At 34.2% G+C, this 15,628-nt stretch carries 12 protein-coding genes and 2 pseudogenes; 2 read left to right on the top strand and 12 right to left on the bottom strand.

From position 1 onward, the window contains the following. Nucleotides 1–8: 8 nt before the first annotated feature. Nucleotides 9–479 (bottom strand): hypothetical protein, encoded by a 471-nt coding sequence (locus Q2T46_RS14860; protein WP_311062280.1) that lies wholly within the window; start codon nucleotides 477–479, stop codon nucleotides 9–11. Between the two features lie 284 nt (nucleotides 480–763). Here Q2T46_RS14860 and Q2T46_RS14855 point away from each other — a divergent pair, with 284 nt between their 5' ends. After that, entirely contained in the window at nucleotides 764–2,008 is a 1,245-nt protein-coding gene (locus tag Q2T46_RS14855; RefSeq protein ID WP_303264858.1) for an IS110 family transposase, read from the top strand. 136 nt (nucleotides 2,009–2,144) lie between these two features. Here the strand turns inward: Q2T46_RS14855 and Q2T46_RS14850 are convergent. The 4 genes and pseudogenes from Q2T46_RS14850 to Q2T46_RS14835 all read right to left on the bottom strand — a co-directional run bounded on the left by Q2T46_RS14850 (nucleotide 2,145) and on the right by Q2T46_RS14835 (nucleotide 8,766). Next, a pseudogene (locus Q2T46_RS14850) lies at nucleotides 2,145–2,591 on the bottom strand (DUF4879 domain-containing protein). Between the two features lie 502 nt (nucleotides 2,592–3,093). Beyond that, a pseudogene (gene ltrA / locus Q2T46_RS14845) lies at nucleotides 3,094–4,056 on the bottom strand (group II intron reverse transcriptase/maturase); the annotation flags it as partial. A gap of 299 nt (nucleotides 4,057–4,355) precedes the next feature. Beyond that, the gene (gene tnpA, locus Q2T46_RS14840; RefSeq protein WP_303264859.1) at nucleotides 4,356–4,811 is read right to left on the bottom strand and encodes an IS200/IS605 family transposase; all 456 of its coding nucleotides are present in this window, start codon (nucleotides 4,809–4,811) and stop codon (nucleotides 4,356–4,358) included. Between the two features lie 187 nt (nucleotides 4,812–4,998). Further along, entirely contained in the window at nucleotides 4,999–8,766 is a 3,768-nt protein-coding gene (locus Q2T46_RS14835; protein WP_303264860.1) for a phosphoribosylformylglycinamidine synthase, read from the bottom strand. Nucleotides 8,767–9,112: 346 nt separating this feature from the next. On the opposite strand from Q2T46_RS14835, the gene Q2T46_RS14830 reads away from it, so the two are divergent. Next, nucleotides 9,113–10,600: an aminotransferase class I/II-fold pyridoxal phosphate-dependent enzyme gene (locus Q2T46_RS14830; protein ID WP_303264861.1), complete on the top strand. Its 1,488-nt coding sequence runs from the start codon at nucleotides 9,113–9,115 to the stop codon at nucleotides 10,598–10,600. 39 nt (nucleotides 10,601–10,639) lie between these two features. Here Q2T46_RS14830 and Q2T46_RS14825 read toward each other — a convergent pair whose 3' ends face one another. From Q2T46_RS14825 to nagB, 7 genes are all read right to left on the bottom strand, one after another. After that, nucleotides 10,640–10,882: an SHOCT domain-containing protein gene (locus Q2T46_RS14825; protein ID WP_303264862.1), complete on the bottom strand. Its 243-nt coding sequence runs from the start codon at nucleotides 10,880–10,882 to the stop codon at nucleotides 10,640–10,642. A 47-nt stretch (nucleotides 10,883–10,929) separates the two neighbouring features. Further along, nucleotides 10,930–12,318, bottom strand: coding sequence for a cell wall metabolism sensor histidine kinase WalK (locus Q2T46_RS14820; RefSeq protein WP_303264863.1), 1,389 nt, complete (start codon nucleotides 12,316–12,318; stop codon nucleotides 10,930–10,932). After that, complete coding sequence (locus tag Q2T46_RS14815) at nucleotides 12,281–12,970, bottom strand: response regulator transcription factor (RefSeq protein WP_303264864.1); 690 nt, start codon at nucleotides 12,968–12,970, stop codon at nucleotides 12,281–12,283. The genes Q2T46_RS14820 and Q2T46_RS14815 overlap by 38 nt, the downstream gene beginning before the upstream one ends. Nucleotides 12,971–13,068: 98 nt before the next feature. After that, nucleotides 13,069–13,401 (bottom strand): thioredoxin, encoded by a 333-nt coding sequence (gene trxA / locus Q2T46_RS14810; protein ID WP_303265740.1) that lies wholly within the window; start codon nucleotides 13,399–13,401, stop codon nucleotides 13,069–13,071. Nucleotides 13,402–13,484: 83 nt separating this feature from the next. Continuing rightward, the gene (locus Q2T46_RS14805; protein WP_303264865.1) at nucleotides 13,485–14,087 is read right to left on the bottom strand and encodes a peroxiredoxin; all 603 of its coding nucleotides are present in this window, start codon (nucleotides 14,085–14,087) and stop codon (nucleotides 13,485–13,487) included. A 5-nt stretch (nucleotides 14,088–14,092) separates the two neighbouring features. After that, a complete protein-coding gene (locus Q2T46_RS14800; protein WP_303264866.1) occupies nucleotides 14,093–14,755 on the bottom strand; it encodes a cytochrome c biogenesis CcdA family protein in 663 nt (220 codons plus the stop codon). 91 nt (nucleotides 14,756–14,846) lie between these two features. Further along, a complete protein-coding gene (gene nagB / locus Q2T46_RS14795) occupies nucleotides 14,847–15,617 on the bottom strand; it encodes a glucosamine-6-phosphate deaminase (RefSeq protein ID WP_303264867.1) in 771 nt (256 codons plus the stop codon). Nucleotides 15,618–15,628: the final 11 nt, after the last annotated feature.

Below are 15,628 nucleotides of genomic sequence, written 5' to 3'. Positions count from 1 at the left end.
GATAGTCTTCATATAAGCCGTTTTAAAATATTCAGTATGCGTTTATTATTTAAATAACCAGTTATATTTCCTATTTTTAAATCTCTATTTACTCTTGCTTCATATTCAGCAATCCAATCAATTCTACCATTACTATCGGACTGCGTCAGGAAAATATTTGGTTTTATTTTTTGAGTAGATTCATTTGGGTCAAAAGTCAAAATTCCGTGATCCAATAGGGAAATCTGTCCTGCTTTATACAACTCATAAGAAATATTTTTAATATCACTAAAAGAAGCATTTCTAATGTTATATTTACCTGATAACTCCTTCCAGATATCTGAAGAATTATTTGCTTTATCATTATTTTTTATCACAAACGTATTAGAAATTTCTTGTCTTTTATCATGTTTAGTAATTTCACCATCATATAGAATCTGCTGTTGATAACATAAAGGCATTATCATCATTTTTATAATCATTCCTTTCGCTTCGCTCAAGGCACAAAACGTAATGAAATGTGCCACTTCGAGCTAATTTTGTTCTATAATTATGTCATAGGGATACCAGTAAACTACAAATCACGGGGAGGTGAGTGGTTTGCTACACTTACGTAGTGACCGCATTTTTATATGTGTAGATTGTCTTTCCAAGCACAAATAAGTGTGCTACTGAGCACGTAACCTTATCTTTGTTTAAACATTCTCGTTTAATGCTAGACAATCAGTCAATGCTGTCTATCCCTTTAATTTTTAGAACCTATCGGTTTAGAAAGGAGTTCCCTATGGTTTTAAAAATCGTGTATAAAATCTGTTGTGGAATTGATGTACACAAAACCTTTGTGGTTGCATGTATTGCTTCCACTAATTCTAATGGAATTACCACCTATAAAAGCCATCGCTTTTCTACCTACACGAAGGGTTTAAGAGAGCTGTTACAATGGCTTTTGGACAATAACTGCAAGGATGTTTGCATGGAATCTACCGGGAAATACTGGATTCCTGTGTTTAATATATTAGAAAGCTCCTGCAACATCATACTTGCACATCCTAAATATGTTAAGGCTATTCGTGGTAAAAAAACTGACAAGAAAGATGCAAAATGGATTGCTGACCTGTTTAAGCATGATCTTGTTGCCGCTAGCTTTATGCCTCCCGCTGATATTAGACAACTTCGTGACTTAATGCGCTATCGCTTTAAGCTTATTTGCTTTATGTCTAGCGAAAAGAACAGACTCCAAAATTGTCTCACGGTTTCTAACATACAGTTAGGAAACATTGTTTCAGATACTTTCGGTAAAAGTTCTCAAAAGATAATTGATAAGCTTCTAGAAAATCCTCTTGATACTTCCTTTGATATTGGATCTTTAATTCATGGTTCTATGCTAAAAAAACTCCCTGAGCTGGAACTCGCTGTTGATGGTTATATTACACCTGAACAAGCTGGAAAATTAAAGATCATCAAAGGACATTTTGAAGATTTGGAATCCCGGAAAGCAGAGTTAGAAAAACTAATTCTTGCGCTCGCTGCGCCTTATCAACAAGAACTAGACATAATTCTAACCGCTCCATCGTTTAAAAATATTTTCTCGGCTATTACTGTAATATCTGAAATCGGCGTAAATATGGAGGCTTTTCCTTCAGCGAAACACTTATGCTCATGGGCTGGACTCACTCCAACTAACAATGAGAGTGCAGGCAAGAAAAAATCTGTCCGGGTTTCCAAAGCAGGATGTTACATTAAGCCGCTTCTTGTGCAGTGTGCTAACTCTGTAGTTAAAAGCGAGAAACATCCTGAAATTCGTAACCGCTATTTGCGCATCAAAAAGCGTCGCGGCCACAAGAAAGCAATCATTGCTATTGCAAGATTGCTTCTTACAGCATTATACAACATGTTGAAGAAGAAAGAACCATATAATGCTGAATTATATAAAAAATCTGATGCTTTTCCCGCAAAACGCGAGATTACGGTTGAGCAAGCTATACTATTAGCTCAACTTCAAGGCTATAAAATAAAGCCAGCTATTTAGCATTAACACTTACTTCGATATTTAATTTTTAAAAAGTCATCAAAAGATGGCTTGTTTGCTATGCCATTTTATTCTTATTGCAATTTGTACTTTTAATTTCAACCTTATCACTTCCCTAAATAAATTATTAACCGTTTTATTTTATATGTATGGAATCGGACATTGTATTCCATGGATAGTTTGAAGAAGTATTCTGGTAAGTAAAATCACCACTATCATAGCCACTGGCATCCCACCAATAAAACCAACCATCTATAACTGAATCGTTATCTAAATCAATTGGTTGCGATTGAACGGAATTCAAAAGATTTTCATTAATTTTTGCAAAGCGCAGATATCCCTATCCTATTTCAATTGTTACTATATACATCTCATCTCCTCCATGATCTTCAACGGAAGAATGTTGATTTTCCGAAAAATATTCATATGTTGGATGTTGAGAAGAAATTGCAGCATATATCTGTAAATATGTTAATGGCGGAGCTGCCGCGAAAGGCTGAACTGCTTTCGATTCCAAAATTTTTTCTTCATAGTTTTCCTTAACTGTTTTTAAATATCCATAAACTTTTTCATCAATCCTCATTGGAGATTTTATTAGTAAAGATGAATTAAGTGAATTTTTCTCATTTCCATTTTCTAACTCTCTAGCTTGAACAGGAATCGATAATGCCAAAGTAAAAAGCGCTATAATTGACATTATTATCACAATCTTTTCATCATCTTTCGCATCCTTTCATAATTTATTGCATATACTTGTAAGTTTTATTAAATTTTTATGTCCAAACATTTAACTTCAAATAACATCCAATAACGCTATTTAATTACATTTTACTATATTGTTTTAAAATTGTCAATAAAAATCGAAAATCTTCAGAAATTTCGCATTTAAAAATTTTTAAAGTGATAAACACGTTGATTTATATAATTTAGCTAAGAGCAGCTAAAGGTATTTTCCGTTTTTTACTGGAAATCCCTAGTTTTGCAGCAAATTTTCATGTAATCGAGTAGGAGCTGAATAATTATTTTATTCAGCGTCCTCTCACACCACCGTACGTACCGTTCGGTATACGGCGGTTCATTAAGATTTAATATACAATTAGATATCTCTTTGATAAACTCTTGTAACCTATGCCTTCAAAGTATTTATTTGTAAGAGTCATATTGAGTATTGGGCTATTGGATATTCTCCAGTAGCCTTTCCTCGTATTGACGTATTCCCAAGCTTTCTGCTTTTCTACTCCTAATTTTATCAGATTGTCGTACTTTGTTTTTATCTTCTTCCATTGCTTCCATATACATGCTCTTAGTCTACGCCTTATCCATTCGTCAAGGGCTTTCATTATTCCTTTCGCATCTGCTAATCCAAAGTAGTTAACCCATCCTGTCGTTATCTGATTCAGTCTATATATTCTGTATTCCATGCTTATTCCCTTGTTTCGATTGGTTATTTCTCTTACTTTTTCCTTAAACCTTTTGATGGATTTTTTATGAATTCTTATTCTTACTTCGTTTTCTTTTGTATAAAACGAAAATCCTAAGAATTTTCTTTTCCATGGTCTATCTACAGCACTTTTTGCTTCATTGACTTTTAGTTTTAATTTGGTTTCTATGAATTTCTTTATGCTTTTCATTACTCTGTTTCCTGCCGACCTGCTTTTTACGTATATGTTGCAATCATCTGCATATCGACAGAATTTATGCCCTCTTCTTTCTAGTTCTTTGTCTAGTTCATCTAACATTATGTTTGCTAATAGCGGACTTAATGGCCCTCCTTGTGGTGTCCCTTCTTCTGTTGCTACTTTGATTCCATTTATCATTACTCCTGATTCTAAGTATCTTCATATCAGCTTCAGTACTCTTTTGTCTCCTATCCGCTTTTCTAATTTGGACATTAGTATGTCGTGGTTTACTCTGTCAAAGAACTTTTCTAAGTCTATATCTACTACCCATGTGCATCCTTCGTTTATATATACTTCTGCGGCTATTACTGCGTCTTTTGCACTGCGTCTAGGTCTGCTGAATCCATAACTGTTATCAGAGAATGTATGGAGGTTTTTGTTCATCAGACCGAGATTTTGCCTTGTGCTTCCTTCAGATTCCACCTCACGATGGACACCCTTGCTTTTGGCTAGTGGTTCCCGTGACCTCGTCCACAGCGGACTTTCACCGCCTAGCTACCGCCCATGCCGGGCGTACAAATCATAACCACCCGTAAAACGGGTGGTTTGCTCTGAGGCTATAAGCCTCTATTACTAGCCAGCGTCTAAAGGCGCTGGCTTTCACTTTGTTCAAGCCACCATGCATTTGTCACTTTTGCTCGTCCCTAAAGGGACAAATGTACTACGGGCTACCCCTTAAAGGGGTCCTCATATTCTTTTACACTTAATTTGTCCAACATAATATCTCGCTTTTCTTGTTCCTGAATGTATTTCTTTATTGTTGCCTCATTTAGTCCTACAGTGCTTACATAATATCCTTCCGCCCAAAAATGTCTATTGCCAAATTTATACTTTAGATTTGCATGCCTGTCAAATATCATCAATGCACTCTTCCCTTTTAAGTATCCCATAAAACTAGATACACTAATTTTTGGTGGTATACTCACTAACATGTGTACATGATCCGACATTAGATGTCCTTCTATTATTTCCACTCCTTTGTATTTACATAGTTCTTTTAATATATCCCTTATACTTTCTTTGTATTGATTATATATTATTTTTCGTCTATACTTAGGAGTGAACACAATGTGGTATTTGCACATCCATTTTGTGCGTGCCATTTCATCTCGTTTATTAGCCATTAAATCACCTTTCCTTTTGTTATATATAGTAGCTTGAACAACTCTATTATAACGGAAAGGTGATTTTTTGTATAACTTCTGTCGCGCACCCGCATAGCGGGTGGTTTTTTGTTTCGCTCGCTTTGCGAGCTCAACAGGCTAAAGCCCATAAGTAAAAAAGGTTACATTTTGTAACCTTTTTTATGTCTCACTTAAAATATTCAACGCCTGCTTCAAATATTTTTTGCTCCTTATTTCCTTCAATATTTTTAGCTACATTTGTGCCAATCCTTTCAGAATGGCCCATTTTCCCCAGTATCCTACCATCAGGACTAGTAATACCTTCAATAGCCCAGTAAGAACCATTGGGATTGTACGGCATTTCCATTGTTGGATTTCCATTTATATCAACGTATTGTGTCGCAATCTGTCCATTTTGCTTTAATGTGTTTAAAACATCATCATTAGCTATAAACCTTCCTTCACCATGTGATACTGCAACCAAATGAATATCACCGCATTTAACATTATTAAACCATGGTGAAAGAACTGACGTAATTTTCGTCCTGACATAACATGATACGTGCTTTCCAATTGTATTAAATGTCAGCGTCGGATCATTTTCATTAATATCACGTATTTCGCCGTAAGGCAGCAACCCTAACTTTATCAGTGCCTGAAATCCGTTGCATATTCCTAACATTAAACCGTCGCGGTTTTTCAAAAGATCCATAACTGCATCTTTTATCTTAGGATTTCTAAAGACAGTAGCTATAAACTTTCCAGAACCATCAGGCTCATCTCCGGCACTAAACCCACCAGGAAGCATAATTATCTGAGAATTTTTTATGGATTTTGTAAGTTCATCAATAGATTCCTTAATGTCGTCTGCTGTTAGATTCTTAAAAACATATGTTTCGACAGACGCACCTGCTTTTTCAAAAGCCTTTTTGCTATCATATTCACAATTTGTCCCTGGAAAAACCGGTATGAAAACTCTTGGCTTCGCAAATTTTGCAGATGGTTTGTATGAAATTTTTTTATCATATTTTATCTCCAACAGACTTCTTCTGCTGTCTTTTACAACAGAAGGAAATATATTTTTAAGCGGTCTTTCCCAATGGTCTATTGCTTCATTTAAGCTGATTTTAAAATCATCAATGTATATGGCCGGATCAATCACAGTCTCTCCCAAAATTTTATACTCGATGCCTTTTAAATATTTACTTACATCAAAATCACCATCAACTTCTATCACAATTGAACCGTAATCAGATGTAAACAGTTCTTCATCATTCATCTCTGCTTGAAATTTAAAACCAATCATGTTGCCAAAGGCCATTTTTGTTATACACTCTGCAAGACCACCGTATTTAATAGAAGATGAGGCATATATCAAATTTTTATCAATTAACTCATTAATTTTTTCAAAATTTCGTTTTAGAACATCAAAATCAGGCAAATCATACTCATCTCTCTTTGCTTTGATGAGTATTACTTTATCACCGCTCTTTTTAAATTCTGAAGATATTACTTTGTTGGCATCAGCTACAGCCACAGCAAACGCCACCAGTGTTGGAGGAACATTCATATCCATAAATGTTCCCGACATGCTATCCTTTCCACCTATAGCCGGTATATTCAAAGCTTTTTGAGTATACAGCGCACCCAATAGCGAACTAAATGGTTTGCCCCATTTTTTAGAATCCATACCCAATTTCTCAAAATATTCCTGCAGTGTAAGTCTAATCTTTTTATAATCGCCACCCATTCCAACTATTTTAGAAACTGCCTCAATAATTGCATACACTGCACCATGAAACGGACTCCATTTTGATAATTTAGGATTATATCCAAATGTCATCATTGTAGATGTGCTGGTGTCACCCTCTAATACAGGTATTTTAGCCACCATACCTTCTTCAGGCGTCATCTGATACGCTCCGCCAAACGGCATTAAAACAGTTGAAGCACCAATTGTTGAATCAAACCTTTCTGCAAGCCCCTTTTGACTGCAAACATTCAAATCCTCAAGATTTTGGAGCCATAATTCTTTTGTGTCTTTCCCTGACAATCTCTTATATATATTGTCAAAATAACTTTCATCGTTTATCTTATCTACTGCAACGTTTGTTACTTGAGTAACACCATTTGTATTCAAAAACTCCCTGCTAATATCTACAATAGTTTTCCCTCTCCATGTCATCTTGATCCTCATGTCACTTGTCACAATAGCAACTTTTGTAGCTTCTAAGTTTTCTGTCCTTGCAAGTTCAATAAATCTGTCAGCATCTTTAGAATCGACTAATACTGCCATTCTTTCTTGCGATTCCGAAATAGCAAGTTCCGTGCCGTCTAGGCCTTCATACTTTTTAGGAATTGCATCAAGGTTTATTTCAAGTCCATCACTTAACTCTCCTATCGCAACAGAAACACCACCAGCTCCAAAATCATTGCACTTCTTTATCATTTTTATAACTTGCGGATTTCTAAAAAGCCTCTGTATTTTCCTCTCTGTTATAGGATTGCCTTTTTGAACCTCTGCACCACATGTGTATATAGATTCCTGTGTATGCTCTTTTGAAGATCCTGTAGCACCACCACAGCCGTCTCTTCCTGTTCTGCCACCTAAAAGAATAACCACATCACCACAAGAAGGTTTATCTCTATAAACATGCTTTTGAGGCACGGCACCTATTACAGCACCGATTTCCATTCTTTTTGCAACATAGCCTTCATCATATATTTCAGTAACTTGGCCTGTGGAAAGTCCTATTTGATTTCCGTATGAACTGTATCCATGTGCCGCTTCTACAGTTATTTTCCTCTGAGGAAGCTTTCCTTTTAAAGTTTCTTCGATTGGCGTTCTAGGATCTCCCGAACCTGTCACTCGCATCGCCTGATATACATAAGCTCGTCCAGATAAAGGATCTCTTATTGCTCCTCCAAGACAAGTTGCTGCACCTCCGTATGGCTCTATTTCTGTCGGATGGTTATGTGTTTCGTTTTTAAACATTATAAGCCATTTTTCTTTTTTGCCATTTACATCTGCATCAACGATAATGCTACATGCGTTATTTTCATCAGATTCATCTAAATCATCTAGAAGGCCTTTTTTCTTTAGCTCTTTCATGCCAATCGTCGCAATATCCATAAGGCACAGCGATTTTTTGTTTTCACCGTACACAAAATCTCTTGAGTTTTTGTATTCTTCATATGCTTTTAAAATAGGCTTATTGTATTTTCCATCAGAAATTTTGACATCATTGATTTTTGTAAGAAATGTAGTATGGCGACAGTGATCAGACCAATAGGTATCAATAACTCTTATCTCCGTTATTGTTGGGTTTCTCTTCTCTACATCTTTAAAATACGAATGGCAGAATTTAAAGTCTTCTAAGCTCATGGCAAGTCCAAGCTTATCATAAGTATTTTTCAACTTTACGTCATCAAACTCAATGAAACCTTCCAGTATCTCAACTTCTTCTGGATATTCAATCTCTATGTCGAGATTTTCTGGTTTTAAAAGCGAAGCTTCCCGTGAATCAACTGTATTTATGCAGTAATTCTTTATTTTTATAAATTCATCTTCCGTTATGTCACCGCTTAAGACTATCACTTTTGCAGTCGATACAGTTGGTTTCAGACCATTTGTAAGTATTTGAATACATTGCTCAGCAGAGTCAGCTCTCTGATCGTACTGGCCAGGTAAATATTCAACAGCAAAAACTTTGTCATTTTTGTCAAAAACAATATTTTCAATATAGATGTCATCAAGATTAGGTTCTGAAAAGACAGTTTTAACTGCCTGTAAAAAAACATCTTCAGACAAATGAGAAACATCATATCTGTTTAAAACTCGTACATTTTTTAAGCCTTTAATATTTAGATTATTCTTTAAATCATAAAATAGTTTCTGCGCTTCAATGTTAAAAGACGGTTTTTTCTCAACAAAAATTCTTTTTACCTCACTCACAAACAATCTCCCCCGATATTTACTAAAATTACGAACTTTGTATTATTATAATATATAATATTTCTTAAATCAACAGCTTTTTCATATTAGAAAAACGAACATTATAGAATAATTTTTTGATTTTGTTTACATAATTAATGGTATAACTTTTTTAATACTGCTGCATATTATATAACAAAAATCTTAAAAAAAAGAAAAATTTTATATTGAAATCTAAAAAAATATATCTTATAATAAATTGAAAACATAATAAAGTATTTTCGCTCTGCAAAGGCCCGAACCAATTGCAACGAGGTTCAGGCTTTTATTCTGGGAGCCAAACTTATGAAAGAGGGTGTTTATTAAGTTGGAAAGGCTAAATCATTTTGAGACTCCATTATTTGATGCATTGATGGAGTACGTCAACAACAACACCATACCATTTCATGTCCCAGGTCATAAAAAAGGCAATGGAATGGCTAAGAAGTTTTTAGATTTTGTAGGAAAAAATGTATTATCGATGGATGTTACTGTATTTGAACAAGTTGACAGCCTTCACAAGCCTACCGGTCCCATAAAGAAAGCACAGGAATTAGCTGCCGATGCTTTTGGCGCTGACGCCACGTTTTTCTGCATACATGGGACATCGGGAGCTATTCAGGCTATGATTTTAAGCGTTATGGGAGAAAATGAAAAAATTATAGTTCCAAGGAATATTCACAAATCTGTTACATCAGGTATTATCTTAAGTGGTGCTGTACCAGTTTATATGCAACCTGAAGTTGATAAAAATGTAGGCGTTGCTCTTAATGTGACTCCTGAAACTGTGGAGGAAACATTAAGAAACAATCCTGATGCAAAGGCTGTTTTAATTATAAATCCGACTTACTATGGTGTTTCTGCAGATATTGTAAAAATTGCTGAAATAGTTCATGATTATGGTGCTATACTGATGGTAGATGAGGCACACGGACCACACCTGAAGTTTAATGAGAAACTTCCTATCTCAGCTATGGAAGCTGGTGCTGACATCTGCGCACAAAGCACACACAAAATTATAGGCTCTATGACTCAAAGCTCAATGTTGCACGTTAAGTCTAAAAGAGTTGATATAAATAGAGTAAAACAGGTTATGAGCCTATTACAGACTACAAGTCCCTCTTATATTTTATTAGCTTCACTTGATGTTGCAAGAATGCAGATGGTAACAGAAGGAAAAGAATTGCTTGATAAGACAATTGAGCTTGCTGAATATGCTCGTAAAGAGATAAACAACATCAATGGTTTATACTGCTTTGGAAATGAAATTGTAGGCCGTGATGGAGCGTATGATTTCGATCCTACAAAGATTACTATTACAGCCAAAGGACTAGGAATAACAGGCCACGAGCTAGAAAATATATTGGCAAAAAAATATTATATCCAGCCAGAATTAGCTGATATGTACAATGTATTGTGTGTATTTTCTATAGGAGATACAAAAGAAAATGTTGACTATCTTATTAGAGCATTAAGAGAAATTAGTGAAACATTTTACAAAAATAATGTAGAAATGTCAAAAGCTTTAGATATTCCTGAGATACCGGAGATGGTATTATCTCCTAGATATGCTTTTGAATGCTCTAATATAGCTTTGCCTCTGGAAGAAAGCATTGGGCAGATTAGCTCAGAGTTTTTAATGGCATATCCTCCAGGTATACCTATATTATGCCCTGGCGAGAGAATAACTAGAGAAATTATAGAATATGTCATTGAAATGAAAAATGCAAAATTAAGTATCCAGGGGACAGAAGATCCAAATGTTGAATATATAAAAGTAGTTAATGACTTACAGGTATTGAATATAACAGCATAAAGAGCCCTACAATCGTAGAGCTCTTTTTTGTATTACAGCTTATTTTTCTTCGAGATTTCTCTTGCGTTCTTTATATTCTTCTTCGCTAATCTCTCCTCTAGCATATCTCTCTCTAAGAATTTCTAGTGCATCATTACTTCTGTAACCACCCTTTTTATTTTGAAAAAGTGATACAATGAAATATATAGCACCAACTACAATAACTACTTGAATTATCATCCATATGAGGCCAAAGATTATGCTTCCTCCGTAGCCCCAGCCATTCATCAATCCCCACATCATATTACCATCCTCCTTTAAATTTATTATATTATAAAATTGTGAAGAATTCATGAAGTTTGTTGATCAAGCGGTAATTTCACTGTAAATTTTGTTCCTTCATTTAAAATACTTTCGGCATTTATCATACCATTGTGAGCTTTAATTATGGCTTTTGTAATTGAAAGTCCTAAACCACTGCCGCCATACTCCCTGTTTCTCGACTTTTCGCTCCTGTAAAACCTCTCATATATAAATGGCAAATCTTCTTTTGGTATTCCAATTCCATCATCTGACACTGAAAGCACAGCATATTTTCCTTCTTTATAAAGCTTAACTTTTATATTCCCACCTTCACCGGTATATCTGTTTGCATTTGCAAGCAAATTTATCACTACCTCAGATATTTTATCCTTATCAGCAAATATAGATATACCATCTTCAATATTTTTCTCTAAATGCTGATTTTTATTGATGAAAATACTTTCATAGTTTATTAATAAACTTTTAACCAAGTCCGATAAATTGAATCTTACTTTATTAATTTTTAAATTATCAATTTCTATCTTGTTTAACAATTCAATATCATTTATAAGATTCGATAATCTTACGACTTCTTCGTAAAGACTAACCATCCTTTCTTTAGATGGCTCCCACACCCCGTCAATTATAGCTTCTAAATGGCTTCTAAGGGTTGATAAAGGTGTCCTTAATTCATGAGCGATGTTTTGTGTCAATTGTGCTCTTAACATTCCTTGATTTTTTAGCGATGCACCAAGATGATTTATAGCAGCAGTTAAAGCAAGCAATTCCTCCTCTTTTGGTATTTCTTCTACTCTAACGTCGTAATCTCCATTTTCCAATTTACTGGCTACTTTGGCTATGTTTAAAATAGGCTTTGTAAGATATTTTGATATATATATACTGATAATTAGTACCAATATAATAGTCACTATTGTTATTAATGCGATATACTTATTTACATCGTACAAAAACTTATAATCCAGTTTGCTCATAGGCATTGTACCACTATACGTTATGTCAACATAAGCGATCTTTTTGCCATTCACAATTATTGGAAGGGTTTGGGTTGACATTTTGCTGCTATTTGCCATACCCATCATTGAAAGCATTGATGGCGTCTTAATGACTATATTGCCTTTCAAATCCCTAACTACAATGCCATACCCACTCATCATCAGAGTATGTGCCATTCTGCTGCTTGTCTCATTCCAACTACCCGTCTCCTTGTACGTTTCAGCGATTGATGAAGCAATGTTATCAAACTCAGCGTTTGCTGACTGTTTAATATACATTCCAAAATTGTTTATTATTAAAATGTTTATTGTGATACTAAATACAACTATTGATAATAAAGCAATAGAAATAAATGATATAGCTGCTTTTGTTCTAATATTGTTTTTAAGCATTTTCTTCACCAAATTTATAGCCTGCACCATACACAGTTTTTATATATACAGGATTTTTGGGGTCATCCTCTATTTTTTGGCGAAGGTTTTTTATATGCGCATCGATTGTCCTATCAAAGCCTTCAAAGTCATAACCCATAACTTTCTCAATAAGTTCTCCTCTCGTAAACACCTTATTAGGATTTTGTGCCATCACTGTAAGCAATTTGTATTCATTTGGAGTCAAGTTGACAATCTTACCACTTTTTTTAACCTCATAAGATCTTGTATCAATTACGAGATCACCATCATTAAATGAAAATATATCATTTAAAGCCATATCATCTTTTGTTCGCCTCAATATGGCTTTAACTCTCATTGTCAACTCCCTCGGGCTAAATGGTTTTGTAAGATAATCATCTGCACCAATTGAGAATACATATACCTTATCATCTTCACCTACCTTAGCTGTCAGCATGAGAATTGGCACTTTCGATACGGCTCTTATCTTGCTGCATATCTCTTCTCCTGACAATCCTGGAAGCATCAAATCCAATATGACTAAATCAGGTGTCAATCTTTTAAAAGCATTTATAGCATTTGCTCCATTTGTCTCAGTAAATACAGAATACCCTTCCCGCTCAAGATATGCTTTAATGACATCCAAAATTTTTTCTTCGTCATCTATTGCTAGTATCTTCATATAAATACACCTCATATATATTATAACTTATAATCTTGAAGAATATATGAAAATAAGGATACCATATTTAAAATATGATATCCTTACATAACATGGTATTATACTTGAGCATCTATATATCTTGCAAGTCTGTACTCAAGCTGTTCTTTTGGCATAAATCCAATAACTTTATCAACTAACTGTCCGTTTTGGAAAACGCCTAGTGTAGGAATGCTCATTATCCTATATTGTGATGCAATTAAAGGATTTTCGTCAACATTTAACTTTACAACTTTTATCTTATCAGAATAATCCTCTGCAAATTCTTCCAATACAGGTGCCATCATTCTGCACGGTCCACACCAAGCCGCCCAAAAGTCCACCAAAACTGGCTTGTCAGAATTATACACTTCAGTATCAAAGTTCATATCTGTTACATTGATAGGTTTCATCATTATCCCTCCTTATACTATACCCCCGGTATATGGGTTATTGCTAAATTAAATATACCACATTTTTAACAAATTGTCAATAATTATTGAGATATAGTCTTAAAATATTCATCTACCTCATCATACGTCATTGCACCATTGCTTATAGATCTTATTATTCCCTTTTCATCAATGAAAAATGACATAGGTATAAATTGAACTTTATAATCCATAGCAACTTTTGCATCACTGTCTAGAAGTATCGTAAAACCATACCCTTTGCTTTCAAGATAATTTTCAACTGTAGATTTTTCTTCTCCTATGTCTATCGCTAATAGGACGACATCATTTTTGTTATTCTGATAAAACTTGTTTAATTCAGGCATTTCAATCTTACAGTAAGGACACGTTGTGGCCCAAAAATTTAATATAACCTTTTTTCCTTTTAACTTCGATAGAGTAACTGTTTTTCCATTTACATCTTTTAGCGTAAAATCCGGTGCTAAATCACCTTTTTCAGCGCCTACTTGAGCATTATTTATAGCGGTATTCGTATTTTGATTTTGGGTTTGACTTGATACTACATAATTGTTCAAAAAATAAATTGATATTCCTAATATCAAGATTAAAATTATTGAAGCAGTTAATATAATATTTTTATTTCTATTATTTGAATTCCTAGTTTTTTTGGATTTTACTTTCTTCACTTAAATCACCTCAATACATTAATGAAACTTTCAAACCTTGTAATAAGATTAAAATACATTAAAATTCCGAAAATTGTCAAAAATAAGCCACCAATCTTTTCAATATACGGCATAATAAAATTTATCTTTTTGTAAAATGCTTTAAATCTATCAATTAGTATCGCGGTTACTATAAATGGAATTCCAATTCCTAATGAGTAAGCAAACAGCAGAAGAACCCCAACATACACAGTGTTTTGTTCACCCGCATATAAAAGAATAGTTGCAAGTATAGGACCGACACACGGTGTCCAACCAGAGGCAAATGCTATTCCGAAAATAAAACTGCTAAAGTATCCCTCCTTCTTACTCGAAATATTAAGTTTCACTTCTCTACTCAGAAAAGCTGGCTTTATGATGCCCATCATATAAAGTCCAAATAATAATATTATTATTCCACTTACTTTCCTAAAAAGAACTTTGTAAGAAACAAAAAATTTCCCTAATTGACTGGCTGTTGCTCCCATAAGAACAAAAACAATGCTAAAGCCTAACACAAATAAAAATAAATTGAAAAAATTTTTCTTTTTCCCACCAAAAATATATGTTACGTAAACAGGTATTAGTGGTAAAATACATGGTGAAAAGAACGAAACAATACCACCTAAAAACGCTGCAAATAAAGACACTTAAATCCCCCTTATCCCCCTGTAGAGGGGTTGTTTATCTTAATTATACTACATCGAATTTTTAAAAACAAATAAAGCTACAAACGATCGTTTATAGCTTTGAAATAATATCGACATTTTCTTTTGCCTTCTCTAAATCTATTAAAGATGCGGCATCGCTATCTATCACAACTGTGACATCGGGATGCAATGATAAAACAGTTGAAGGAACATCTGTTGTAAGATAGCCATTTAAAGTCTCTTTTATAGCTTTTGCTTTGTTTTTTCCAGATGCCAAAAGCAAAATTTTCTTTGCCTTCATTATCGTGCCTAATCCCATTGTAACTGCCTTTCTAGGAACTTCATCAATGCTTTTGAAAAATCTCTTATTAGCATTTATTGTTTCTTCCGCCAATTCCACTATATGAGTTTTGGTATTTATATAATCATCAGGCTCATTAAATCCTATGTGCCCATTAACACCCAGACCCAATATTTGAAGATCAATTTCTCCAAACTTTTCTATCTCCTCGTCGTACAACCTGCAATCTCTATCAAAATCATCTGAAACTCCCTTTGGGATATGAATATTTTCCTTTTTTATATTTATATGATTAAACAAATTTTCATACATGAAGTAGTGATAACTTTGAGGATGGTCATCAGGTAACCCCACATATTCATCAAGATTAAATGTTATGACGTAGGAAAAATCCACCTCCCCATTCTTGTACATCTTAATTAACTCCCTATAAGTCCCAAGAGGTGTAGAACCTGTAGCAAGACCTAATACGGAGTTTGCCTTTTTATTTATTTGTTCTTTTATGATTTCTGCTGCAGCTTTGCTCATCTCATCATAGTCATTTGTTATCATTATCTTCATAAAAATTCATC

Source organism: Thermoanaerobacterium sp. CMT5567-10, from assembly GCF_030534315.2.
Classification (GTDB): Bacteria; Bacillota; Thermoanaerobacteria; order Thermoanaerobacterales; family Thermoanaerobacteraceae; genus Thermoanaerobacterium.
Note: the sequence above shows the minus strand (reverse complement) of the source record. Positions and strands in the feature narration are given on the sequence as shown.

What these genes read in the sequence shown, in the direction of transcription:
- Q2T46_RS14855 (WP_303264858.1), top strand. Translation starts at nt 764, where the DNA reads ATGGTTTTAAAAATCGTGTATAAAATCTGTTGTGGAATTGATGTACAC.
- tnpA (WP_303264859.1), bottom strand. Translation starts at nt 4,811, where the DNA reads ATGGCTAATAAACGAGATGAAATGGCACGCACAAAATGGATGTGCAAA.
- Q2T46_RS14825 (WP_303264862.1), bottom strand. Translation starts at nt 10,882, where the DNA reads ATGATGTGGGGATTGATGAATGGCTGGGGCTACGGAGGAAGCATAATC.
- Q2T46_RS14820 (WP_303264863.1), bottom strand. Translation starts at nt 12,318, where the DNA reads ATGGTGCAGGCTATAAATTTGGTGAAGAAAATGCTTAAAAACAATATT.
- Q2T46_RS14815 (WP_303264864.1), bottom strand. Translation starts at nt 12,970, where the DNA reads ATGAAGATACTAGCAATAGATGACGAAGAAAAAATTTTGGATGTCATT.
- trxA (WP_303265740.1), bottom strand. Translation starts at nt 13,401, where the DNA reads ATGAAACCTATCAATGTAACAGATATGAACTTTGATACTGAAGTGTAT.
- nagB (WP_303264867.1), bottom strand. Translation starts at nt 15,617, where the DNA reads ATGAAGATAATGATAACAAATGACTATGATGAGATGAGCAAAGCTGCA.